Source organism: Myxococcus llanfairpwllgwyngyllgogerychwyrndrobwllllantysiliogogogochensis (assembly GCF_006636215.1).
GTDB lineage: Bacteria > Myxococcota > Myxococcia > Myxococcales > Myxococcaceae > Myxococcus > Myxococcus llanfairpwllgwyngyllgogerychwyrndrobwllllantysiliogogogochensis.
The window spans coordinates 1-24823 of record NZ_VIFM01000061.1 but is presented as its reverse complement, the minus strand read 5'-3'; the positions used below and the strand labels follow the sequence as shown (position 1 = coordinate 24823).

The following is a 24823-nucleotide window of genomic DNA, read 5'->3' as shown; positions in this document are numbered from 1 at the left end:
CAGACTGACCTGGAGTCGTTGACGGCACCCCTGCCGCAGGGGCTGGGCCTGACGTTGCTCAAGCTTCTTCAACGGTCGCCCGATGACTGCTACCCCGTAGCGAGGGAACTGGCGACGGACCTGGGGCGATGGCTTGGGGGGCGAGGGGTCTGCGGCAAGGCAGAAGCGGAGGCCGAACTGCTCGAGCTCCGCAGTCCTGTCCGGCTTCCGCTGCTTCTTCACATCCACCTCACGAGGGGGGTATTCCCCCGGAGAGGTGTCTCAAGAAATCCTGGGGCGAAGGAGCCCCTGCTGGAGGGAGTTCGAAGGAACTGTCATTAAAGTGCGGGAACAGTGCGGGTCCATGCGACCGATTGCGCGTCATCAATACTTGCTCTCGTACAGTTCATTGGCCCGCCCAGGGTGAAGGTATATTTCAAGAGAAGGCGTGATGCGCACAGCCAAGGTTGTGTGCCAATGCTGGGACGTGCGATCGCCGCGGCCCGATTCGCTGCGCCGCAAGCGAACTATGCAGATCAAGTCGCAAGCTTGCGCGCTCAGGAAGTCACGAACGAAGCTGGATCGGCAGGTTGCTTGATTTCCGGTTGAGCGCTGACCTTCGTCGCGTTCTGTGTATTGGCACCATGCCTCAACGTGCAAGACGGTGGCGCCCAAGCGATCAGTCCACTCGCGACCGAATGGATCCTTCATCACTAGGCCTCCGAAGCTGATCGCTTCGGTAGTCAATCGCGTCCGCGCAGCGGCGCCAATGACCCCGAACACATCGGTCTCATCCAGGCCGGCCCGGGCATGTGTGTCGACCAGCCACGGGTGAAACGGGGTATTGAACTCCAGCCATTGAGGGTCGCCTTCTTCGTGCTCCTCGACTTTCGGAGCATTGATGTGGAACGGATCCTGGGCGGCTACGCCCTTGGCGACACGGTCGCCTTCTGCAGAGGGTACCATTGACGAACTCACGTGGACTTGGACACCGTCCATCGAGGTCCAGTCCCCATTCACCACCAGCCACTCTCGGACCCCTTCCCTGATACCCAGCAGCGCCGAGAGCTTGGCCGTGTCTGCAGTGAGCGCGACGCCATCTTCGGTCACTTCGCGCAAGTTGACGCGGGTGGTGGCCTGGCGACAATCGGTGCCATCCGCCAGCCACTGACCATCGTCCCGCGTCAATACTTGGCCACGTAGCCACTCATGCCAAGGCTCAGTCTGACCGTACGTCGGAACGGCCACCGGATGATCTCGCAGCAAACGCCCGGCCACGGCGTATAGCCCGTGCCAGCACAGGTGTTCGCCGTAGCGATGCTGCGCTTCCGATATTTCATCGTGGCTGCGACGCGAATCTGAGCGGCCGCCGAGGTCATACATGCTGGTGAGGCCAGGTGCGTGCTGGTGAACCCACGCGCTCAGGGCATCTCGCGTCACCCAACGATCAAGGTTAAAAAGCCTAGCGAGACCTGACACTTCGTTCTTGTCGAATTCGTACTTCAGGCCGACGTCCCACAGGGGCTTAGGATTATCAGCGGGTCGGGAGTCGTAGAAAGACGAACCCCTGCCTTGGGATTTGACAGGCGGATACGGAGACTGATTTACCCGATGCAGTTGCGCTTGCGTCGTCTCCGACAGCGTCAGCGCGCCACCACGGTGACATGCCCACAGCGCTTCCCTCGCAAAGTGCTGTCGCAGAATATGCGGGTCGGAGTGTTCGAGTGCGATGTACTCAAGGAATTGACGATGCGCCGCAATGGCGGCCGGTGCCTCCATCGCCACGCGAGCCATGGCAATCAGCAGCCACAGCTGGGCATGTAGGTAGAAAAAGGGCAACTCCGGGGCGCCGAATGCGCCGGCGGTCTTGTCGCCGAAGCGGGTGACCACGCGGTCCAGAACGTCGCTCCGCCCCAGGCGCACTGCAGATCGCAGGGCGTGTGAGGACATCCAGCGTCGTTCAGCACGTGGCGAGCCCAGCCCAAACCAAACCAGTCCTGCGGTAATATCGGCGGGATCGTCCTCGGGGTACAGGCCGGGGCGCCACTCGCCATCGACAACCAGCGGGGCCAACTTGGCTGCGCCGCCCCGAAGCAGTCGTGCCAAGGCGGCCTGACCTGCGCCAGGCTCCGCTTTGGTGTTGAAGCTCGCCGCCACGCTGAGCCAGACAGCGGCGGGCACCTCAACCTCCGGCCGGGAAAACTCCTTGAGCAACCCCACGACCAGCGTGTGGCGGTCAACGCCCGTCAGCGCGGACAGACGGTTGAGCTGGAACAGGGACAGCTGTTCGAAGGTTACGAACTCCGCCGGGTTGGCGTGGATGATCCACGCAGCGCATTGCGGCCAGATGCGATCGACGGCGTCAGACGACGCCGACCACCCGGTTTTGCACAGCTCCAACTCGTGAAGCTTGTCGTACAGGTCGAGTTGCTCTTGCCGAGCAATCATCTTGATGTACTTGGTCATTCCGGAAAGCGGGACCTTGGCGCGCAGGACCTCGAGAAAATCTTGCTCCAGGCGTCGCCCCTGAAGCGCCCCATCCAGAGCCGCAAGAGATTCCGCAATCCCGGCCTCGTCCAACGGGTTGAGCGACGCCGCGCGGGCTTTGGCCTCCGCAATCTGCTTCGCTTGCTTGGCCTCCCACTCGGACCGAGCTGGTACGGGGTTGGGCGATCGCCAGTTGTTGAGCGTGTTGCGCTCCTGCGTCGCCTCTGAGATCGCCTGTGCCGCATGAAGCAACCGTGACCGCTCGATTGAGGAGTGGCCAAACGCCCGCTCGGCCAGACGCGACAGTGCCAAGACGTCGTCCGACCCGTGCCAGCCGGGATTGTTCTGTTGATAGTGCTGAATCAGCTCCTCAACCAGCGTCGCCGTGACCCCCGATGGGCATTGCAGCAGCGCCTCGACGAACTCGCCGGTGCCACAAACACGCAACTCCACAGGAGAGCTCACCCGCAACATGGTCAGAGTCAACGTTGGCTCAAGGTCACCGTTGTCGACCAGCGCCTTGAGGTACGGGAGCAAGGTGTAGTTGAGGGAGATGCGTTCGCGATCCTCCCAGCGCGCCAGCCGGGCCAAACCCTTGGGACCTGCGGCGTGCGCCAACGCCTGTCCGTAGCCGGCCCAGTCAAACTTGTGTTCCTCGCCCAGGTTCAAGTCGCAGATGTTCGACAAGGTGTGGCTGTCGGCATCTTCCAACCGACCGCCGTTCAGGGTCGACGCGACATGCATTAGTTCGCTGACGAGTTGCCGGTCGCCCGAGCCTAAGGCATCGACCTGTTCCAGCCCACGATGGAAGTACTCGGAGGCATCGTCCGGACTGGCCGGAACGATTGCCCGTGCGAGCTGCGCAAATGAGGCAGCTCGCTCATTGACGTCATCAAGCCGTTCGATCGCTTCTCGGGCCCGCACGGCAGCCTTCCCTGCCGCCATCTGACAGGGAATCCGTCGGGCCAAGATGCTGACCAGTTCGATGACATGTGACACGGGGGTTACGCCCGCCGCGCTGACCGCTTCGGTGTACTCGCGAACCTCCTGCGTATCGTGGCCAGCGTCCGCGGACACGGCCAAGGTGAGCAGTCGCTCGCCGACCGTGTTGAATTGTCGCTGTGCGGACAGGCCGCCCAAGTAGTAGTCGTTGCTCACCCGTAAGCGATTCCACTCCGCCATCAGCGGTTGCAGCCGCCCGATGTCGCCACTGCGGGTCCGGCTCATCGCCTGCGAGAAAGCCTGCGCCACAGAGAGCCACGTGCTTAAACGCGAATCGAGAAAGCGCTCGGCTCGGTGCATGTCGTCTTGACGCAGCCGGCGGGAGGAGTCGTCCGCCTGAGATGGCACCCTGACGGCCTCGCGCATCGCATTCTTCAAGGCCGTCCGGAACTCCTTGCCTTGAAGTTCTGGCGCGACGCCAACAGCGGCCTCGGAAAGCTCTCTCGGGAGCAGCATTCGTTCTTCGAGCGGGACTCCCTTCGCGAGCGCGCGAAGCGTCCGCGCGGCGATGAACGGGTACGCATCACGCGTCCAGTACTCTTCCAGAAAAATGTACAAACTGGGCGTCGGAATCGCAGCCGCATCGAGGATGGCGTTCGCCTCGGTGGCCATCCTCAATGCCACGGCCACGGCGGCTGCCCGCAAAATGCCGCGCACAATGGAGTTCTCCTTGGATTGGTAATCCTGCTCGCCCAAGTCGACTTGGGCGCAGACCGCAGCCAGCCGGCTTACCAGTTCGCGCTGCCAGGACTCATCGCCGTCGGCATACGTAATGGCTGCCGTCAAGACACCGGAACTAGCGACAGCCGATGCGAGCATCTCTCTGAGCGCCTTATCGAGCACACGCAGCGCCGGCGCACCTACCCGTACGAGCGAAAACAGGCGTTCCGCCACTTGGAAGCCGAACCAGTCCCGCCATCGAGCCAAGTCCCGTGCGGCGGCCTCGCCGTTGCCTCGCGCCAGCTGGAACAGCGGGATAGACGCCATATCCAGTGCGGTCGGCCCTTCGTCGCCGCGACTAAATTCTCGGACCTGGTCGTAATAGTGATGACGCCACTCGGAAACGCGGTGGGCGTGGCGAGTGGCGTCAGGCAATTCGCCGGCCAAGACGTGCGCGATGGTCAGTCGCGCATGCTTGGCGCCAGGCCACTCCGTGCGCGCTTCAAACAGGCGCCGCAGCGAGTCGGCATCCGCGATCGTCACGGTCAGGTCGGGGTGGTCGAGCAGATACTGGGTGCCTCGCTGATTCATCGCGGCCAAGGTCGAAAGTTCGACCAGCAGTTGGACTAGCCGTCGGTTGTCCTCTTGGTTCGCCGCAAAGGCGACAGCCGCTCGAATGCGCGCCTGCCGAATAGCCTGCTTGCCGGCCGCAGTGGTGATGGCTGCCGGAAGGCGCTCATCGAATGCGAGCTCGAACAGTTGGTCACCGTTCCCCAACTGCTGCAGCAGTTCCGGCAACGTCGTTGCTGAATACAGGGAGCGATCCTGCATCGCAAAAAGATTTTTGGCCAAGCGACGTAGCGTCGCTTCATCAGCGGCATAGGTTTCGCGGATCAGGTGTTCAGTCGGCTCGTCGCGAATCATCAAACCGTACTTGGTTTGCTCCAGCAGCGGCGATAGATCGGCGGCGAAACTATTGACTGCCCCTTCCGACAAGCCATTTGCCTCGGCGAACTCGCGCACGGGCACGGGCGGTGGCAGAGTCGCAAGCCCAGCAAGAAACGATGCGATCTCGTTTTCCTGATAACCCTGCCGTCGTGCGTCGGCCAATGCGTTGGCAATCTTCAACCGAAGCAGTTCGTCCAGTTGGATGACCTTGTTGAATTCCGACGGCGCCAGAAGCTCAGAGCCTTCGTCGACCAGATGTTCGAGGATGCGAGCGTTTCCACGTGAGCGCGATTGGGCTACTTGCAGCATCCCGTCCGTCAGTCCCTCCAGGTGGTCTTGCAAGTATGCGCGGGATTCGTCCAGCGTAAATGGTAGGAGCTGAAGCCGATCGCAGGAGGCACTTCCGATGGCATTGGTCAGGCGATAGCCGCGTGCACTGACGACGACCCGCACGCCGGGGATAGGACCAGTGATGGTCAGTTCTTCCAGGAACAAACGTGGAAAAGCCGTTTCGTCACGCAAAGCAGCATGCTCGCCAGCATTGTCGATCGCATCGAGCAGCAGGACGAGCTGTCGATCCGGTGCTGCCGTCCGGAGCGTCTCAGTCGCTTGGATGAGTCTTGAGCGAAACGTCCGGATCAGGTCGCCGTCGCTGGCGTTGCCGGGAAGCATGGGATCGCACAGGCCGCGGCAGGCCAACAGGTTGGCAATGTGGATCAAGCCCCGCTGCGGCAAGTGGCGCGCGTCGGAGGTGGCGCGGTACTGACCCATGCCAAAGCAATCGAATAGCACCACGTCGTGGTCTTTGGCCAGCTTCGCCGCGAGCGACTGGATAAACACCGTCTTGCCGACGCCGCCGTCAGCGTGGATTAGTAAAGGCCGAGTAAGGGCTGGAATTTGGGCAGCCACTGACGCCAGTTGCTCGCGTTCCACTACCGAACCGACGTCCGGGAAGCTCTCTCGAACAGGAAGGAGCTCGTCTTCGTGCTGCAGGTCCAGTGCTGAGAGGACGTCAGCGCGCAGGATGATGTTTCGATGCTGGGCCAGGAGGCCAGCCTTGGTGCGTGCCAGCTCTCGAAGGTTGCTGAGTCGGATTCTGGACTGCGGATCTCGCGCGACCGACCAGTCCGCTAAGGAGATGGCCAGTTCGTGCTTGCTCTGGCGCAGGTCCCCGGAAATTCCTGTCAGATGTAGCCGTGCGGCGAACTCTACCAGATCCTTACCCTGCAGGTTGATGGCGTCGGTGAGTTGCTTGGCCTGCGTCTTGGCGACACCCTTGAGGCTCATTCCGTCTCGCAGGGCCGCGACCGCTTGTTCGAGCTCGGGAAGGATCGGGCGATTGGTGATGAGCTCGAAGCCAAGGCGACTTCGAGTCGGGCCGACACCGTGCTCGCGCTTTAGAGCGCGATACGTGCGCGCGAATTTTTCAACCGTGTGCTTGGCATCGGCCGCGCGAAACGGCTTGAGCTCGGATGCCTTGGAGTACTTGACCTGGACCACGATGACCCGTTCCGCATCCCGGAAGGTCGCCGCGGGTCCGTAGTACAGCACCGCATCGGCGATCTCGGTCGCCTCTTGGGATACCCGGTCGCTGGGGGAGAAGCCCTCGATCGCGACCCCGACAAAGCCATCCTGCGGAAACAGCAATCCCAAGCTCTTGCGGGCTACCCACGCTTCGTGGAACTCATGGCCGTCCCTGGATGCGCGAACGCTGTCAACGCGAACTGGAGATTTTGCCATTTTTGTCCCTTTTATGAAGCTTTCAGCATGGAAGTCGTGAGCGCATCGAACTCCACTGTCAACACCAAGCGTACAGGTCCTTCGACTATAGCCGCATTATCGCGACGCATGGATGTGGAGCATAGGAGGGACACCCCCTGTGTCAGGGAAGATGTCGCCTCGGCTGACCTGCCGAGCTGACCACCCGATGGGGGCGAGCACAGGCGGTTGAAGTGCCGTACACCGACGCATTCAAGGCACAGATGGTGAAGCGGATGATGGGCCCGAGCGCGGTGAATGCCTCGACACTGGCCCGGCAGGTGGGAGTGTCCGAACCAACGTTGTCGCAGTGGTTGCGAGCGGCGAATAGGGTAGCGGCCATGACGCCCCCGTCCGAAGAGAAGAAGCCCGCGCCCTCCCCCGTGCCGAAGAAGTGGACGCCCGAGGAGAAGCTGCGAGTGCTGGCGGCTGCCCAGGAACTCAAAGGGGAGGAGTTGGGGGCATTGCTGCGTGGAGAGGGGCTGCATGAAGCGCAGCTGCGAGAAATGGCTGGGCGTCACCCCGTCCTTCAGCCGGCCCCGCGTCTCGGACGACAATGCCTTCTCCGAGGCCCTCTTCCGCACGCTGAAGTACCGCCCCAGCTTCCCCCGGCGGCTCTTTGCCTCCGTCGAGGTTGCGCACGACTGGGTGACGCGCTTCGTGGCTTGGTACAACACCGAGCACCGACACTCCGCCATCCGCTTCGTCACGCCTGACGACAGGCACTTCGGTCGCGAGGCCATGCTGCTGACTCGACGCCACCAGGTGTACCAGCGCGCCCGAACCCGTCACCCCGAGCGCTGGAGCCGCGTCACGCGCAACTGGACGCCAGTTGGCCCCGTCCGTCTCGGTCCCTCTCCGAACCTCTCCCCGGCCGTGCAGGAGATGAGGCTCATCGGCTGAACCCTCTCACGCGACATCTACCTTGACGCTCACCGCAACACCGAGCACCGCCACTCCGCCATCCGCTTCGTCACACCCGCTGACAGGCACTTCGGTCGCGAGCACGGGCTGCTGGCCCAACGCCGCGAGGTGTACCAACGCGCTCGCGACCGGCACCCCGAGCGCTGGAGTCGCGACACGCGCAACTGGACGCCGATGGGCCCTGTCCGTCTCGGCCCCTCTCCCAACCCCACCCCGGCAGTGCAGGAGATGAAGCGCATCGGCTGAACCCTCTCCCGCGACAACAACCTTGACGCTTACCGGGATGACCGCCGCTACCTCGACATGGCCCTGTTGACTTCAAACCCAGACACCGCTGAGTGACGCCGCCAAGGAGCCTTCCTCCTCCGTACCCCCTCCGGACCAACTACACACGATTCGGGACTTGACCCTCACTTCTTGGGGAGCGTCTTCAGTCATAGGTTCCGAAGTAGCAAGTTTCCTCGGTTGACGGACTTGGGCGGATAAAGGTCTGGATGGAGGGCTCCGTTGCCCAGCGGGTTAGGGTCACCGAACCAGTCAGAGATATCCTCAAGTAGCGAACGAATGACAGGGGCGTCCACGGAGGCTTTGGGGACTTGGAGCCAGCGGAGGTCTGTGAGCGCGCGTTTTCCGTGGTCTGTCTCTTCGTAAAACACACCGGCACGTTCGGTTAAATGTTCTAGGTAATGCTTGGGATGACGCTCGTGAGCCCACCAAGGTGCTGCCCTCTTCCGGTTTCCATTCTCCTTATGGCAGATTGGTAGCCACGCCGGGTCATCAGTCTGAAACTGCTCTACATCGGACGAAACGAGTTGGGGGCTTTGCCCGATGGGTACTCCAGCAGCACTGAGCGCCTTCTCATCGCCGAACAAATAGGACTCTACCATCGGGCAGAGCAGGTGAAAGGAGCACTTTTCGCGAAGAAGGGAGCGGTAGCGTGCTTGGGCGCTTCCGCTATGGTTATTGAGCTTCTTGTTTACGGCGGCTCGAAAGTGTTGCACCACTGTCGCCTCCTGTCCCCGATTTCCAAGCTCTACGTCGTCGATGACAACGACGAGGTCCGCAGGCTCTCCGTTCTTGCCGATTCCCACTTCAGTCAGCATGGCTTGGGCCAAGGCTAACATTGGTTCGGATGGGGCTTTGCCCGGCGAGAGTTGGTGACTCGTGGCGCAGTGGAGCTTTCGAGGCTGCTCCCAGACAACCTCTGCGGTGCCCCGCTTGGATGGAAAGAGTTGCCGCAGAGACTCGTGAAGCGCCAGCCTCTCAAGGTCGCCAGTCACAATGAGCTTGATTCGGAGCGAGTTCATGCCTCGTCCTCGTTGCTTCCGATCTCTCCCTGCTCGTACAAGTCACCCAATTTGAAACCAGCCAGCCAGTCACGATCGCAAAGCTGGTCGAGGCGCGTCGGCACAGGCTCTCCCTCACTCAGGGCCTTCAGAACATACACTTGCTCCGGATGCGAGCTGAGTTCATCGAGAAGCACGGTCGAATGGGTTGCCAATAGCACCGTCAAGTTATGTTGTTTCGCCCACCTGCTCGTTCGGCTGAGGAACCTGCGCAGCGCGTAGGGGTGCAGACTGTTCTCCGGCTCGTCAATGGCGACTACGCTTCCATCCTTGGCAGCTGCTACATTGCAAAAGAGCACGAGGAGTTGGAGCACACCATTAGCTTCGTTTTCCAGGGGGCTGGGCAGTTCCATTCCTGGCCGATAGACACGTGCGACAAGAGTGTTACCGGCCTCTACAAAGTCCAGATCGCTGACTGTGTGGGGGAACGCGGAGTTAAGGCCGTCGATCACGAATTGATAGCGGTCACGGCTGCCACGCTCTTGATGCCAACGCCGGAGTAGAGTGAGCGCGTTGGTGCTGCGGGAATGTAGGTAGCGATCCTCGGTCGTGCTCGAGCCTAGCATTCGCAGAGTCCAGAGGTCAGGGTCGTGATAGACGGCGATGCCTTTGAGGAACGACGCCATCCTGCGGAGCGCGGGCTCATGCACTCCCCTGTCCATTAGCACCCGCAGGCCTGTCTGCGGGCTCGGATCCAGCCGCTCTCCGCCATAGGAAAAGTTCCCCAAAGTGTCGCGAGAGAAGATCTCCCTCGTCCCCTCCGTGAATCGCTCATTGGTCATGTAGTCCACGGCGCCCTCGCGCGGGATGAGAGCAATCCGCCAGCTTGCCTCCTCAATATCGAGTCCGATCTCGACCGGCTCGGAATCAGGAGCTCCCCAGAATTTGAGGTTGCTGCTACCTCCCAGGACCGTTCTAACTGCCTCAGGCAAGCCGAGTTCGTAGGCGACCCGCAGTAATCTGAGAGTTTGCAAGAGTGTCGTCTTGCCTGCACCATTCGCGCCTATCAGTGCGCTTACCGGCTCTGGAGCCCAGTTTGCCTGACGCAATGCTCGCAGGTTTCGCGCGTGAAGGGTGAATCGAGGTGCGCGGACGGGCCGAGCGATCTCTCCCACCAGCGGAATTTCTTGCATGGCGTTAGTTCGCTCGTGGGCCGTCAGCCCTGGTTGTTGGCGTGCCCATCCCTCCAGGTGGGCGAGAACCCTCGCCTTGAAACCATGCCCACGGCTCCACTCCTCGCGGCAGGCACTCCATACGGGAGACGGTTTCAGCAGTTCTTCGACCTGTTTCCCAACCTGCTCCGCGTAATCCCGTATTACCCGGATCTGTCCTTCCTGGAACTGCCTCTGCCGCAGGCGAATGTGGTCCTGCAGAGTGGCCAGATTGGGATCCTGCAGGAGCGTGTCCAATTTGGAGGTGACGGCACGGATTAGGTCGTCCAGCCACACGGTCGCTGCTCTGTTGGCTTCGGCTCGTATCGCAGCATACGCGTCTAGGCGGGAGTAAGTTCCATTGCGCCTGCAGGTTGCGTACACAACCGAAGCGTAGCGGCAGTCGATGATGGCGTTGTACACGCCCGCCAAGGGGTCGTGCATGGGCGCATCAGAGAGCAGGTGTTGCGCCAGCGTTTCTTGAATCTGCTTATCCACGGACTCGCGGAGAACGGGGTGGTTCTTGTCGCTAACCAGGAAATTCCGCGCGTCGGCAATCTGTTGGCGCAGAGCATCCTCTTGGGACTGTCTCAGCCGGACCAACCGGTCGCTGATGGCATCCAATAGTCGCTGGCGATCGTCTTTTAGTGCGTCAAAGGCGAGGATCTGCACCTTCTCAATCATTTGTGGAGCGCCCGTGCTTTCCAGGGCGATGTGGCACTCGTCGATTTTTAACTCCTGCCCGAACTCCCGGTCTCCTCTTGCGCCATTGACCTGCTCACCATCTCCCTGGTCGATCAATATTAGCAGTGCGCGTGGCGCTGCTTGCCGTAGCTCGGCGTCACCCGCCATGGAGCGCACAAGGGCACGTAAGCTCTCTCCTGGTGCGTCCTTGAATGGTGCGCACAGGACGGATACCGAGCGTGGATCCCGCAGAAGTTCTTGGAGGTCGCTGCGCGACTCGACCTTGCCGTCTAACCCCCGTGTGTCAATGAGCGTGAGAGCCAGATTGGACATGCTCCCGGGAAGGGGCTCCGGAACTACGACGGTCATTCTTTCCGGCAGCATGGCGGATGGCTCGGTGCCTTGGTTTACAGCCTCAAAGAGAGCCTTGAGCTTCTTCAAGTCTTCCTGGGTAGAGGTTTCCCACCACCAGGAAGTCTTTATCCGAGTGGACAGCTTAGCGCGTCCAAGGAGGTGGTCCGCGAACAGTGCGGGCGTACTGAATTGGGGGATCACCTCGTCGAGCGGCCGCACATTGCGGCGTCGCTTGAGTCCACCATCCAAATAGGTCTCTTGACGCTCAGCGTAATCCGTCATGCCGCGGATTGCCCTGTGCACCTCTTGAGAGGTGGGATCGGTATCGTCCTCGACCCTGCGCCGCGCGTCGGTCTGCCGTCGAGTCCACTCGTCGTGGGCGTAGAATTCGATCTCCTTCCGCATATCCTCAAGGGAGAAGGGCTCGACGACCAGTCCGATCTGGCCCGCGTCTCCGTCATGGCGGGCCCGAATGCGAACCTCGCAGACTGTAGTTCTGCCTGAGCCGATAGCTAGAACCGAGTGGTCTTTCAGCCTCTGCCGATCCGCCGGGGCAGAACCGACGAGGAGGTGGGCGAGTACGCTGATGAGGGATGACTTGCCGACGCCTACGTTGCCAATAAAGACCACTGAGTGGGCGGGATCTTCAAGAAAGCCCAAGGACTTCTTGATCGCCTTCGCCCAGTCACGAGCGGTATCGACGTTCGGCGGCGGGGTAGAGGAGGCATCCGCCAACTCGTGAAGCCTGGTCAGCACGGTTCGGGCGTCGGAGGCGAGAGTCTGGTTCATGGGCTCCAAAGGCATAGGAACGCCAGCCTATTCTATAGGAGTAGAGCATGGCTTCGGCTTTGTGATGGGCTGCGCATCGTCACGGTGGCATCATCTCATGTCCTAGCCAATGACCCTACGCGTACGACGTGGACCCGTTCAGCAGGTTGCGGATGAAGCGGCCCCGCATCCTGCCTGTTATCGCCCCATGGCGTGGTCAGCTTGGCACGTAAGCCGGGGGGGCAAGTTCCCTGACACAGGGGGCGCCCGTACGAAGCCGTCTGAATGTGCAGGGACCGGTCCGCAGGTGCTTCCGGCGTGGTGAGGACGCGCAGGAGGCTGGCCCTGCGCTCTGTTGCGTCCGCTTGCGCGCCTCGGGCAGGGGGAGCCGTGTGGGCCGCGCAGGTTCAGCCACACCCGCGTCAGGTCCAGTACACTACAGCGAAGGCGCCGCTGTGTGCCAGTTGCACAGATGCCGCTCCCCGCTGTTTGGGCTCCAGAGACCGCACCATCCGCAGTCATCCCAGGTCCTCCCAACGCCGCTGCTTCCAGCGAGTGGCGCTCCTGCGGGCCGTCCACCCCCGCGCAAAGCCGGCTCTCCCGGGGGGCGCCGCAGCAACGGCGCGCAGCACCAAGCTGGTGCGCCTCGGTGCCTCCTCCCTGGACAACTCAGCCGACTGGCCGAGCGGGAGCACCGGGGTCGTGTCCCTATAAGTGTGTAGTTGGCGGGCAGGGACGAAGGGGAAAGAGGGAAGCTCCTCGGTGAAACCAACCGAGACGGTCTCCCCCTGGCAGGGGAGCCGAGGAGTTCCCGTCGTGGACGATACAGACTTTGCCGCGCCCTCGCACGAGGAGGTGCGCACCGACGTGCGAGCCCTCTTCCAGGGAGCCATCCGCATGACGCTGGAGATGCTGCTGGAGGAGGAGATTCGAGGCCTGGTGAGAGCGGGGCGCTGGCAGCAAGCGTAGGGGCGCAAGGACCAACGCAACGGCAGCTACCTGCGAGGCCTGCTGACGTCCATGGGGCACCTGGAGGTGGCTGTTCCCCGAACCAGGGCCAGCGGCGCGGCGGGAGCCGTGCTGGGCCGCTACAAGCGGCGTAGCGAGGAACTCGACGAGGCGATTACCAGCGCGTACGTGCAGGGCGTCTCCACGAGGAAGATGGGCCGAGTCACACGGGCATTGATGGGCGAGGACGTCTCGCGCTCGACGGTGAGCCGGGTGACGAAGTCCCTGGAAGAGAAAGTGGAGGCACTGCGCACCCAGCCTCTCACCCAGGCCTTCCCGTACGTGTACCTGGATGCCACCTTCCTGGACGCCCGGTGGGCGCGCACGGTGCAGAACGTCTCCGCTCTGGTGGCCTACGGCGTGGGGGAGGATGGGCACCGGCACCTGTTGGCAATCACCCTGGGCGGCAGCGAGTCGATGGACTCCTGGCTGGAGCTGCTTCGCCAGTTGCTGGAGCGCGGCCTGACGGGCGTGCGGCTCGTCATCGCCGACGGGCACGCGGGCCTGGCCGCCGCGGCCCGACAGGCACTCCCGGAGGCGCAGTTGCAGCGCCGCACGGTGCACCTCACCCGGAACGTGCTCGCCAAGGCGCCCTGGCGGCTGCGGGGGCGGCTGGGCAAGCAGACGTCGGCCATCTTCGAGGCGCCCTCCCTCCAGGACGCCAGGAAGCGACTGGAGGCCCTCCAGGAAGGACTGGGGCGTCAGGTACCCGAGGCCCTGGAGTGCCTGCCCCCTGCGCCAGGGCTTCGTTGCCGCCACCTCCTTCTTTAGTTTCCTCAAGGCTCACTGGAAACGCCTGCGCAGCACCAACGGCTTGGAGCGCCTCCATGGCGAGGTGAAGCGTCGCATCCGAGGTGTCGGCGCCTTCCCGGACCGCGCCAGCGCTCTGCGCCTCATCACCGCTGTCGCTCTTGAAGTCACCGGCGTCTGAGACGACCGCCGCTACCTCGACATGTCCCTGCTGAAGTCAAACTCAGACACCGCTGCATGACCCCGCCAAGGAGCCTTCCTCCCCCGAACCCCCTTCGGACCAACTACACACAATTCGGAACTTGACCGCCGGGAGCGGTGGGGATGGGAAAGCCGGAGAGAGTGCCGCAAAGGCGAGCTTGAACTGGAAGAGCGTCAAGACGTTCCGGCACACGTTCAAGAAACATGGGGAGGGCGCGAAGAACACCCGTAGCCTCACAGATACGGCTTGAGCCACAGGGAAGCCCCAAGGACAGTGGCTGGACAATGAGGCCGCTGCGGAGTTGTTGCACAGCCACAGGGCTGGGCTTGAGGGCCCGGCGTCGATTCGCATCCCCGAAGGCCTCGGACAGGTCATCATGCCGGACGGGTCCGTCGTGGGCACGACACGAGCGACGATGGTCCCTGGCCCCAACGGTTTTGTAACCGCCTACCCCATCCCCTGATCATGATCGCCTTGAAGCAAGCGTCCATCGACAAGCTGACTGCCGCACTTGATCTTCCAGCCAATGGCCAAGAGCAGGACTGGGAGATCGAACTGGCGGATCCCTCGCGCGTAGATGAGTTTCTGACCGCGTATCGGTCACTTCCTCTGAGCCCAGACGACAAGGTTGCGCTTATGGCGCTGATACTTGCCTCCGTGGATCGCAGGCTGGATTCTGGGATCGGTGTCCCGACCGAGTGGACTCAGATCGTGGAGTTGCTCCGTGCTGACCGGGACCTTCATCGTGCGTCGCTTGAGTACTGGACGTGCGAGGGGGACGACGATCCCGACAGCTGGTTTCAGCTGACTCCTCTGGTTCGGTCCGTGTCCACGGGTTGAGGGAGGCGCGGGTCCGGTGGACCGAGCGCACAACCTTCACCTTCCGCCCCACCCAGCCTCCCCGAGTGGCGCAGGCCGCTGAATCCAGCCCAGGTTGTGCTCCAGCGTCCAGGTCCTGACCAGCGTCCGCCGGGGCACATGCCTGGCCTGGGCGATCTCCCTCCAGTTCCGGCCCTCGGCGCGCAGCGCGGACACGGCATCGAGATCCGCATCCCGCCGGGGCCTGCCGATGGCCTTACCGCTCCTGGTGCTGCCCGTGGCCTTCACCCTGGCCGGGCCGGCGCGTACCCGGTCCCGGAAGGGTAAGCGCTCAGGGAGGGATGTGCGGCTGAAGAGGGAGCAGGCCAGAAGCCGTTCGGCTGCGACGGCGGCCACAACTTCAGCTGCTGGAACTACGCGTTCTTCGACGTGCTACCGAGGATGTTGTCGGTGCTCGACGGGCCCTGAAGTTCCGTCTGGGAGAGTTGGCGTTGCTCGAAGAGGTCCAGGGCGACGTCCAGCGTCCCGTCGACGGCGCGGTTGACCCAGCGGACCATTCCATACGTGCCGGAGAGGGCGGCGTCATGGAGGGATTGCAGGGCGCCCACGGGTGCGTCGAGCGTGGGAATCAACCGCAGCACCTCGAAAGGCTTCGCGGCGCTGGAGCGGTGGATGCGCTCCACCGCCATGGCGCCCTGCTCCACGGCATCGTGTACCAGGTCCTTCACACCACGTAGGCGAGTCATGAGGCCTCCACTGCGAGCGACTCGCGGAGCCGCGCGTAGACATCCGCGTGGTGGGCGAGGGTGACGTGGTCGATACCTGCGACCACCTTGACGTTTTCCGGCGGGAATAGCGGGCTCGTATCACGCGGGCCGGTGCGGCCGGAAGCGCTCGCCAGGGAGACGACGCCGTCACCGAACATGGCGGATAGCCACTGCCCCTGCTGGCCGAGCGCCCCGACGATGAGATGGTGGGCGATGCCCGGCGGAGGGAGCAAGGGCTTGCATGGAGACGCGGTGTCTTCCCAGTCCTGCCGGCGGAGTCGAGCGACGCCCAGGTCCTTCACGCCGCTGCTGCGCAGGTCGACGACATCGGCGACCAGTCGCGTGTAGGGATTGGGCACGGCGCGGAGCACCTGGGCGACGACGGTGCCCATGCGCTCGAGGGGGCTGCCGAAGTGGGGCACGCCGATGGAGTACGAGCGGCGCACGTGGGAGAGCCAGGACAGGCACGACTCGGAGGCGATGTGACAGGCGCTGCGCAGGACGAGGCCGCCCATGCTGTAGCCGACGAGGACGAGCTCGGTGATGGGGACGGGGAACTCGGCGACGAGGCGTTGCAGGAGGTTCGCGAGGGCCTCGCCGTTGTCGGAGATGTGCAGGCCGGTGTTGTAGCGGAGATAGAGCGGTGTGAAGCCCGCGTCGCGCTCCAGGAGGGTGCCGTAGTCGGTGGTGGGCTCTGCGGGGAAGGCCCAGACGGCCTCGGTGACGGCGAGTCCGTGGACCCAGAGGGCCACGCGTCCTGTCGACTGGGGATGGGCGGCGCGCAGGGCCTCGCGCTCGACGGGGAGGGGGCGGCCCTCGTGGTAGAGGCCGATGGGCGTGGCGAGCGTGTTGTTCTGGCGGTGGAGGTAGTCGCCCAGCACGCCGTTGAGCACGCCGAGCGCGACGTCCACCTTGCCCACGCGAGGCTTGAGCGGAGCGGGGAGCGCCGCTTCGGCGGGAGAGGACGAGACCACCGGGAACCCAGGCTCGGAGTCTGGGGTTTCAGGCCCTTCCGAAGTCGTCATTCAGTACCTCCACGCGCAGTGTGACACGGCGCGTCATGGAAGTCGAATCGCGGCCTGGACGCAGGGAAGCTCCCTCTCAGGGCGGCCGTCCTTGCCACTGGACGAGCGCTCCCATTCAGTCCCCAGCCCCGCTCACTTCCGCCGTTCCTGAATCGCCTTGAACACGATGCGGTCCAGGAAGCCCGGGGTGAACAGCTTCAGGTACTGACCCACCTTGCCCTTGGTGGTCATCACCACCTCGCGCTCACGCTGATCCATGGCCTTCAGGATGATGGACACGCACGTGCCCACGTCCATGTTGCCTTCCGTCTCGTCGTGCGCGCTCACCTGCAGCGGCTTGCCGTCCTTGCCTAGCGCGTTGGCGCGCACATTCGTCGCCACGAAGCCCGGGCACACCACCGTCACGTCCACGCCCGTCCCCATCAACTCCACGCGCAGCGAGTCGAAGAACCCGTTCATCGCGTGCTTGCTTGCCGCATAGCCCGAGCGCGTGGGCACGCCCGTCTTCCCCGTCAGTGACGACACCGCCACCAGCAACCCGCGCCGTGCCTTCAGGTGCGGCAGCGCATGGTGCGTGCAGTACACCGAGCCCAGGTAGTTGATGCGCATCAGCCGCTCGAAGAGCGTCAGGTCCGTGACGTCCTCGAACCGCGCGTCCATGGAGATGCCCGCGTTGTTGACGAGCACGTCCACGCCGCCGTACGCCTCCACCGCGCGGTCCACCATCCGCCGACACGCCTCCGGGTCCCCCACGTCCGTGGCGACCGCGATGGCCTTCCCGCCCGCCGCCTCACACCGCTGCTTCACCCGCTGGAGGGCATCCTCACTCCGCGCGGCCAGCACCAGATTCGCGCCCCGCGCCGCGAGCGCCACCGACAGCTCCTCGCCGATGCCCATGGAGGCACCGGTGACCACCACGCTCTTGCCTTGCATGGCCCGCATTGTCGCCCCGCACTCCCAGCGCGTCGAGGACGTCGGCCCAGGCCTACACCCGCGCACAGCGTTCCGCTCCGAAAAATAAACCCGGTAACACTTTCCGGAACCCGCGGTGTTCCGTTCGCGCCAACGCATTTCGAGAGGGGAACGAACACCATGTCGTCCATCGCGGTCATCGCCCAGGTCCCAGCCGAGAATCTCGGCTGGCTCAGCAGCAAGCTGCTCGGTGTCACACTGACGTCCGCCGAGTGGGTGCTGTGGATCCTGGTCGTCCTCTCCGTGCTCTCCATCGCCATCATGTTGGAGCGCACGGTGTACTTCGCCCGGAACCGCCTCCCGGACTCGGAGTCGCTCGCGGTGCGACTGGCGCGCGGCGAGCTCGAAGCGGTGCGAGTGGCCATCCAGGGACGCCGAGGCATGGAGGCCGCCATCATCCGCGAGGGCCTCGCCTCCGCCGAGCAAGGCGCCGATTCCGTTGAGCAGGTGATTGCCTCCACCATGGCCCGCGAGCGTCCCCAGTACGAGCGCTTCCTCTCCTTCCTCGGCACGCTCGGCAACAACGCGCCCTTCATCGGCCTGTTCGGCACGGTGCTCGGCATCATCAAGGCGTTCCATGATTTGGGCTCCGCGGGAGTGAAGGGCGCCGCGATTCAGCAGACCGTCATGGGCGGCATCTCGGAGGCGCTCGTCGCCACGGCGGTGGGCCTGGCTGTCGCGATTCCCGCCGTCGTCGCCTTCAACATCTTCAACCGCCAGCTCAAGACGCTCACCAGCCGCGCCAACGCCCTGGGCCACGCCCTGGTCGGCAGCCTGCGCGCGGAGGTCCGCTAGTCATGGCCGGCGGCTCGCAGCAGGACGACGAGGAAATCACTGGCATCAACGTCACCCCGCTCGTGGACATCGTGTTGGTGCTGCTCATCATCTTCATGGTGACGGCCAACTTCATCGTCCGCGAGACGGTGGAAGTGGACCTGCCCCGCGCGGCCAACGGCGGCGAGACGGTGCAGGGGCTCGTCAACGTGGTGCTCGACAAGGAGGGCAAGCTCTACTTCGACGGCGCTCCAGTGAGCGAGGCGGAGCTGTCCACCAAGGTGTCCGAGGCTGTCGCCAAGGACAAGGACACCCGCGCCATCATCAGCGCCGACCAGAGCATCGCGTACGGCCAGGTGATGCGGCTCATCGACACCGTGAAGGGTCACGGCATCGCCAAGTTCGCGCTCAACATCGAGAAGGACGTCGCGCCCGCGCCGCGGGGCTGACGCGAAGGCCATGAGTACGAGCGTGCTCGAAAGTGGTGTCCTGCCCCGACGAGGCGGCAGCGGATTGTTCATGGGCTTCGTCACCGGCTCGTTCCTGCTGCACGGGCTGGGGCTGGTGGTGTTGCACACCCGCCCGCCGGAGCGTCCCGCGCCGCAGCGTCCCGTGGAGTTGGTCATGGTGGAGGTGACGAAGCCGCCTCCGCCCCCGCCGCCCGTGGTGGAGGAGCCGAAGCCGGAGCCTCCGCCGCCGCCCAAGGTCCGCGTGAAGCCCCCGCCCATCAAGGTCGCCGAGGCGCCCAGGCCGCTGCCTCCGCCTCCCGTGGATGCGCCGCCCCCGCCCAATGAAACCCCGCCGCCGAGCGCGAAGCCCGCGCCCCTGGTGGTCGGCATCTCCATGTCCTCCACCACGAGCGCGGGAGGTTTCGCGGCGCCGGTGGGCAATACCCTCTATGGTCGCAACGCCGAGAAGGCCAAGGCGCCGCAAGAGGTGAAGGCGTACAGCGCGCCCAAGTACACGCCCATCTACCAGGTGGACCGCGAGCCGCAGCTCGCCAGCGAGGTGAAGATTCCCTACCCGGATGAGGCACGCCGCGCGGGAATCGAGGGCACGGTGACGCTGTCCATCACCATCGACACCGAAGGCCGCGTGGTGAATGCACGCGTGCTGAATGGGCCCGGGCACGGTCTGGAAGAAGCCGCGCGCACCGCCATCCTCCGCTTCCGCTTCCGTCCCGCCTTCAAGGGAGGCGAAGCAGTGTCCACGGAGATGAAGTACGCCTATACGTTCCTGCTCGATTGAACATCCGCTCCCGCCGGGAGAGGGTCGGAGCGGGGGAGTGCACCGGTGGGCCCCATCCACATCCACGGCCCGTACATGCCCGCCGGCTCCTCCTGCACGCCTTCACTCCGCCCCTCTGCCGTCGGGAGCCCGACTCTCTTCACGCCCCTGTCCCTGAAAGCCCCATGTCCTCGAACGTGAAAGCCCGCGTCGCGCTCGCCGCCGCCTCCCTCTGGGTGGCGACTCCGGCGCTCGCCCAGGCGCCTCAACCTGGAGCCCCCGCCGCCGAGTCACCTCCGGCCGCGCAGCCCACCATCACCAAGCCCCCGGAGTTGGTGCAGCAGGTCCAAGCCCAGTACCCCGCCGAGGCGCTCGCGCAGGGCCTCACCGCCTCCGTGCGCCTCATCATCACCATCGCCGAGGATGGCGCGGTGACGGACGTGCAGTCCGCGGAGCTCGCGGGCCACGGCTTCGACGAGGCGGCCATCGCCGCCGTGCGCCAGTTCCGCTTCTCGCCCGCCGAGGTCGACGGCGTGCCCGCGCCGGTGCAGGTGGAGTACGTCTACCACTTCACCCTCAACGCGCCCCCGCCGGCGGAGGGCCAGGTCGCCGCCGAGCCCGAGGCGCCCAAGGCGACGCTCACCGGTCAGCTCATCTCCCGAGGCAGCCGCTCGCGCGTGGCTGGAGCCACCGTGCGCTGCGGTGACGACGCGGACGCCGCCGAGGCCGTGTCCGACGCGGACGGCCGCTTCACCCTGGAGGTCCCCCCGGGCGAGTGCGCCGTGCGCGTCATCGCCTCCGGCCATCAGCTCTACCAGACGAAGGAGACGCTGAAGGCGAACGAGACGACGGAGGTGAACTTCTATCTGGCTCCGGCCGGCAGCGCCTTCGAGACGGTGGTGCGCTCCGAGCGGCCGAAGAAGGAAGTGGTCCGCCGCACCGTGACGCGCGAGGAGGCGCAGAAGACGCCAGGGACGTTTGGTGACCCCATCCGCGTCCTCCAGACGCTGCCGGGCGTGGCGCGCGCGCCCTTCATCTCGGGCGACTTGCTGGTGCGCGGCTCCAACCCGGGCCAGACGGCGACGCTGATGGACGGCGTGCGCATCCCCAACCTGTTCCACCTGCTCGGCGGACCGTCGGTGGTCAACGCCGAGTTCATCGACTCGCTCGACTTCTTCCCCGGCGGCTACGGCAGCCAGTACGGCCGCGCGGTGGGTGGTGTCGTGGACGTGGCCACGCGCAAGGGCGCCGCGGACACGGTGCATGGCTCCGTGAAGGTGGACCTGCTCGACGCGGGCTTCTTCGTGGAGGCGCCCATCACCGAGGGCATCAGCGTGGCGGCCTCCGCGCGGCGCTCGTACATCGACACGCTGCTGCCCGCGGTGTTGCCGGACGACGAGGGCAGTACGCTCTCCATCGTCCCTGTGTACTGGGACTACCAACTGCGCGTGGACTTCGGCGCGCCGCGCGGCTCCACGCCGGAGCCTGGGGCCGCGCGCAGCACCGGCTACATCATGGCCTTCGGCAGCGACGACAAGCTGCGCCTGGTGTCCGGTGGTGAAGAGGAGAACCGTGACATCTCCCTGGACACGCACACCGTCTTCCACCGTGTGAAGGGCGACTGGACGTACCGCAAGGGTCCGCTCACCACCGTCTTCACGCCGTACGTGGGCCTGGACTTCTTCGACATCAGCTTTGGCCAGTACATCGAAAACGACTCCATCTACTCGCTGGGCGCGCGCGAGGTGGTGTCGCTGGAGCTGTCCGATACGCTCACCCTGCGCACCGGTCTGGATGTCTACTTCGAGCACGTGAAGGTGGACGTGCAGGCCCCGTCTCCGGAGGGCACCGAGTACGTGCCCTTCCCGGGCAATGACCCCGTCGCGGAGCTCATCCACGAGAAGCTCACCATCAACGGCTTCGACGGCGCGCTCTTCGCCGAGGCGGACTTCAAGTGGGGCCCGCTCACCGTGACGCCGGGCGTGCGTGGCAACCTCCAGAAGGTGGGTGGCACGCGCAACCTGCTCCTGGACCCTCGGCTGTGGGTCCGCTACGCGGCCACCGAGCGGACCTCGCTCAAGGGCTCGCTCGGCCTCTACAGCCAGCCGGCGGACACCTTCCAGTTCATCTTCTCCCCCTACGGCAATCCGCTGCTGGGCTACCAGCGCGCGTTCCAGTCGAGCCTCGGCGTGGAGCAGAAGCTGGGGGACGTGTGGAACGTGGACGTCACCGGCTTCTTCAACCGCCGCTTCGAGAACGTGGTGGCGCCGGGTGATGTCCGCGCCACCGACGAGGGGAGCTTCACGCAGGACCGCTTCGTCAACGCGGGCATCGGCAAGGCCTATGGCGTGGAGTTGATGGTGAAGAAGGACCGCGCCGCCGCGACGGACAAGTGGTACGGCTGGCTGTCGTATACGCTCAGCCACGCGGAGGACGGTCGCGCGGGCGCCAAGCCCCGGGTCGACGGTGCCTTCGGCGACGACGGTCCTCCGGGCATCAGCGAGGTCACCTACGGTCTGAGCATCTGGGACCAGACGCACATCCTCACGCTGGTGGCCAACTACGTGCTGGGCAATGGCTGGGAGCTGGGTGGACGCTTCCGCCTCACCACCGGTCGACCGACGACGCCGCTGGTGCATCCGCATGACGTCTACAACTCGGACTCGAACAGCTACGAGCCCACCTATGGCCGCTCGCTCTCGGCGCGGACCTCCACGTTCCATCAGCTCGACGTCCGGGTGGAGAAGGGCTGGCGCTTCGACAACTGGACGCTCGCGCTCTACCTCGACGTGCAGAACCTCTACAACGCGGAGAACGTCGAGTTCGTCTTCAATGACTACCGGTTTCGCGACGAGGTGGAGATACCGGGCATCCCCATCCTCCCCGTGCTGGGCGTGAAAGGAAGCTTCTGATGAATACCTGGCTCAAGTATGGGGCGCTGCTGCTCACGCTCGGCGCCGTCGCCTGTGTCGACCCCGATGACCGGCCGTCCATCGTACATGACCTGCGCGTGCTGGGCATCGCCGTGGAGCGCCCGGAGCTGATGGCTCCGACGTGCGAACTCACCGCGGAGGCCCTGGAGGTCCTCACCGAGGAGGTGTCCTACCGCGCGCTGGTGGTGGACCCCGCGGGCGAGGGGCGCGCCCTCTCCTACACCTTGTGGGCCTGCGCGGACCCGGAGGACTTCCTCTGCGAGAACACCGCTCTGCGCGTGCAACTGGCGCAGGGCACCACGACGGCGGGCGAACTGGTGGTGCCCATCCGGCCCGGTGCGAGCACGCTGCCGGACGGCACGCTGCTGCTGGACAAGGTGCGGCAGGCGGACCCCTACGAGGGCTTCGGTGGGCTGCGCATGCCGCTGGTGCTGAACCTCAGCGCGGGGAGCGAGGCCATCTACGCGCAGAAGCTGATGGTGTTCTCCTGCCCGCTCGTGCCCGGCATGGCGCCCAACCAGCAGCCGGAGCTGCAAGGGCTTCGCCTGGAGGGTCAGCCGTGGGCGGAGGAGGCGCTGCCCGAGTTGACGGGACAGGGGCCGTTCGTGATTACGGCCGAGGACGTGTCCGCCCTGGAGGAGGCCTATGTGGTGCCCGGGTTCCGGCAGGAGTCCGTGTCGCTCAAGGAGGCCTGGTCCATCAGCTGGCATGTGTCGCTGGGAGAAATCCCGGACGAGGAGACGGGCGGCGCCGACTTCAACGGCGAGCCTGGGCGGCACCGCGTGGAGTGGGAGCCTCCTGAGAAGGACGGCGTCGCTCAGGAGGTCACCTTCTGGGCCGTGGCGCGGGACGGGCGAGGAGGCAGCACCTGGCTCATCCGCAAGGCCCGCTGGTCGCCTTAGCGTCGTGAGGATGGCTCGCAAGGGGGCGGCCATCCGAGGTATGCCCCCGGTGCTCACGCGAGGCCGGGCCGGGGCTGGAGCGGGGTGGGAAGCGGATGATGAGACGGAGCACAGCGCGCGGGTGGGGACGCGTGGCCAGCGTGCTGGCCGCGTGGGTGCTGGTGGCGTGGGGCGTGGGCTCTCGGGCCGCTCCTCTCGAGGAGGCGCCTGACGCGGCGCTGCGCCGCTTCGCGCTCGTCGTCGGCTCCAGTGAAGGCGGGCCCGGGCGCGAGCGCTTGCGCTATGCGGGCTCCGACGCGCTGGCCATGTCGCGCGTCCTGGAAGAGCTGGGCGGCGTGGCCACCGCGGACCGGGTGCTGTTGCTGGAGGCGGACCGGGACGCGCTCCTGTCGGCGCTGGAGCGGCTCAAGACGCTGGTGGAGGGCGCGGCCGTGCCCGGCGTGCGGCGCGAGCTGGTGGTGTACTACTCGGGCCACTCGGACGCGGATGGCCTGTTGCCGCGCGGCGAGCGCGTCACCTACGGCGACCTGCGCAAGCTGATGGGCCTGGTGCCGGTGGACGTGCGCATCGCCATCCTCGACTCGTGCGGCTCCGGTGCGCTCACCCGCTTCAAAGGCGGACTGCGGCGTCCGTCATTCCTCACGGACATGTCCGCGCAGGTGCGAGGCCATGCGTATCTGGCTTCCAGCTCCGCGGATGAGGTGGCGCAGGAGTCGGATGCCATCGGCGCGTCCTTCTTCACGCACTTCCTCGTCACGGGCCTTCGCGGCGCGGCGGACACCACGGGAGATGGACGAGTCACGCTGCACGAGGCGTATCAGTTCGCCTTCCACGAGACGCTGGCTCGCACGGAGCGCTCGCAGGGTGGCCCGCAGCACGCGGCCTATGACATCCAACTGGCGGGCAGTGGCGACCTGGTGATGACGGACCTGCGGGGCTCCAATGCGCGTCTGCGGGTGGCGGAGGACGTGCAGGGCCGCCTCTTCGTTCGCGACTGGGGCAACCAACTGGTGGCGGAGCTGCAGAAGCCCTCGGGGCGACGGCTCTCGCTGGGCCTGGAGGCCGGGCGCTACCACGTCACGTTGGAGCGCCCCTCGCAGCGCTTCGAGGCGGAGTTGCTGGTGGGGACGAAGGGTGACGCGGAGTTGCGCGTCGGCGACTTCGTTCCGGTGACGCTGACACGCACGGCGGCGCGCGGAGGCACTGTGTCGTCGGACGTGCCGCTCGCGCACGAGGGGACGCTGGAGGACATGCCCTCTGTTCCCATCAACCTGTCGCTGGTGCCGCCGCTGTCCACGAGTGCGTTGTGGGGCGGTGGTGGCCTCAACAACGTGGCGCTGGGCGGGCTGGCGGTTCGCTCGTTCCAGCTCCGAGGGGTGGGCG

General features: G+C 65.0%; 13 protein-coding genes and 3 pseudogenes. 9 read left to right on the top strand and 7 right to left on the bottom strand.

What is annotated here, in order from left to right:
* Nucleotides 1-363: 363 nt before the first annotated feature.
* The gene (locus FJV41_RS17365; RefSeq protein ID WP_220137869.1) at nt 364-6723 is read right to left on the bottom strand and encodes a P-loop NTPase family protein; all 6360 of its coding nucleotides are present in this window, start codon (nt 6721-6723) and stop codon (nt 364-366) included.
* A gap of 305 nt (nt 6724-7028) precedes the next feature.
* Between FJV41_RS17365 and FJV41_RS54950 the strand changes: the two are divergent.
* Nucleotides 7029-7175 (top strand): annotated as a pseudogene (locus FJV41_RS54950) (transposase); the annotation flags it as partial.
* A gap of 169 nt (nt 7176-7344) precedes the next feature.
* Nucleotides 7345-7737: pseudogene (locus tag FJV41_RS17355) on the top strand (integrase core domain-containing protein); the annotation flags it as partial.
* 6 nt (nt 7738-7743) lie between these two features.
* Here the strand turns inward: FJV41_RS17355 and FJV41_RS56895 are convergent.
* The 3 genes from FJV41_RS56895 to FJV41_RS17345 all read right to left on the bottom strand — a co-directional run bounded on the left by FJV41_RS56895 (nt 7744) and on the right by FJV41_RS17345 (nt 12082).
* Nucleotides 7744-7893, bottom strand: coding sequence for a hypothetical protein (locus FJV41_RS56895; protein WP_181790713.1), 150 nt, complete (start codon nt 7891-7893; stop codon nt 7744-7746).
* A 299-nt stretch (nt 7894-8192) separates the two neighbouring features.
* Nucleotides 8193-9065, bottom strand: a complete 873-nt coding sequence (locus tag FJV41_RS17350; RefSeq protein ID WP_141643611.1) for a hypothetical protein — start codon at nt 9063-9065, stop codon at nt 8193-8195.
* Entirely contained in the window at nt 9062-12082 is a 3021-nt protein-coding gene (locus FJV41_RS17345; protein ID WP_181790711.1) for an AAA family ATPase, read from the bottom strand. Before FJV41_RS17345 ends, FJV41_RS17350 begins: the two co-directional genes overlap by 4 nt.
* 795 nt (nt 12083-12877) lie before the next feature.
* On the opposite strand from FJV41_RS17345, the pseudogene FJV41_RS17340 reads away from it, so the two are divergent.
* Nucleotides 12878-14000, top strand: a pseudogene (locus FJV41_RS17340) (IS256 family transposase).
* Nucleotides 14001-15253: 1253 nt separating this feature from the next.
* On the opposite strand, the gene FJV41_RS52285 reads toward FJV41_RS17340, so the two are convergent.
* The 3 genes from FJV41_RS52285 to FJV41_RS17320 all read right to left on the bottom strand — a co-directional run bounded on the left by FJV41_RS52285 (nt 15254) and on the right by FJV41_RS17320 (nt 17574).
* On the bottom strand, nt 15254-15586 hold the full coding sequence (locus FJV41_RS52285; RefSeq protein WP_174457333.1) for a hypothetical protein: 333 nt from the start codon (nt 15584-15586) through the stop codon (nt 15254-15256).
* Nucleotides 15583-16632, bottom strand: coding sequence for an esterase/lipase family protein (locus tag FJV41_RS17325; protein WP_246137252.1), 1050 nt, complete (start codon nt 16630-16632; stop codon nt 15583-15585). Before FJV41_RS17325 ends, FJV41_RS52285 begins: the two co-directional genes overlap by 4 nt.
* Before the next feature lie 132 nt (nt 16633-16764).
* A complete protein-coding gene (locus tag FJV41_RS17320) occupies nt 16765-17574 on the bottom strand; it encodes an SDR family oxidoreductase (protein ID WP_141643608.1) in 810 nt (269 codons plus the stop codon).
* A gap of 150 nt (nt 17575-17724) precedes the next feature.
* Between FJV41_RS17320 and FJV41_RS17315 the strand changes: the two genes are divergently transcribed.
* The 6 genes from FJV41_RS17315 to FJV41_RS17290 all read left to right on the top strand — a co-directional run.
* On the top strand, nt 17725-18399 hold the full coding sequence (locus FJV41_RS17315) for a MotA/TolQ/ExbB proton channel family protein (RefSeq protein ID WP_141643607.1): 675 nt from the start codon (nt 17725-17727) through the stop codon (nt 18397-18399).
* A gap of 2 nt (nt 18400-18401) precedes the next feature.
* Nucleotides 18402-18827, top strand: a complete 426-nt coding sequence (locus FJV41_RS17310; protein WP_141643606.1) for an ExbD/TolR family protein — start codon at nt 18402-18404, stop codon at nt 18825-18827.
* 10 nt (nt 18828-18837) lie between these two features.
* Entirely contained in the window at nt 18838-19626 is a 789-nt protein-coding gene (locus FJV41_RS17305) for an energy transducer TonB (protein WP_141643605.1), read from the top strand.
* A 164-nt stretch (nt 19627-19790) separates the two neighbouring features.
* Nucleotides 19791-22517 carry a TonB-dependent receptor gene (locus tag FJV41_RS17300; protein ID WP_141643604.1) on the top strand — a complete coding sequence of 909 codons (2727 nt, stop codon included), beginning with the start codon at nt 19791-19793 and terminating at the stop codon, nt 22515-22517.
* A complete protein-coding gene (locus FJV41_RS17295; protein WP_141643603.1) occupies nt 22517-23440 on the top strand; it encodes a hypothetical protein in 924 nt (307 codons plus the stop codon). The genes FJV41_RS17300 and FJV41_RS17295 overlap by 1 nt, the downstream gene beginning before the upstream one ends.
* Nucleotides 23441-23535: 95 nt before the next feature.
* A partial coding sequence (locus tag FJV41_RS17290) for a caspase family protein (protein ID WP_141643602.1) occupies nt 23536-24823 on the top strand: 1288 nt, incomplete at its 3' end.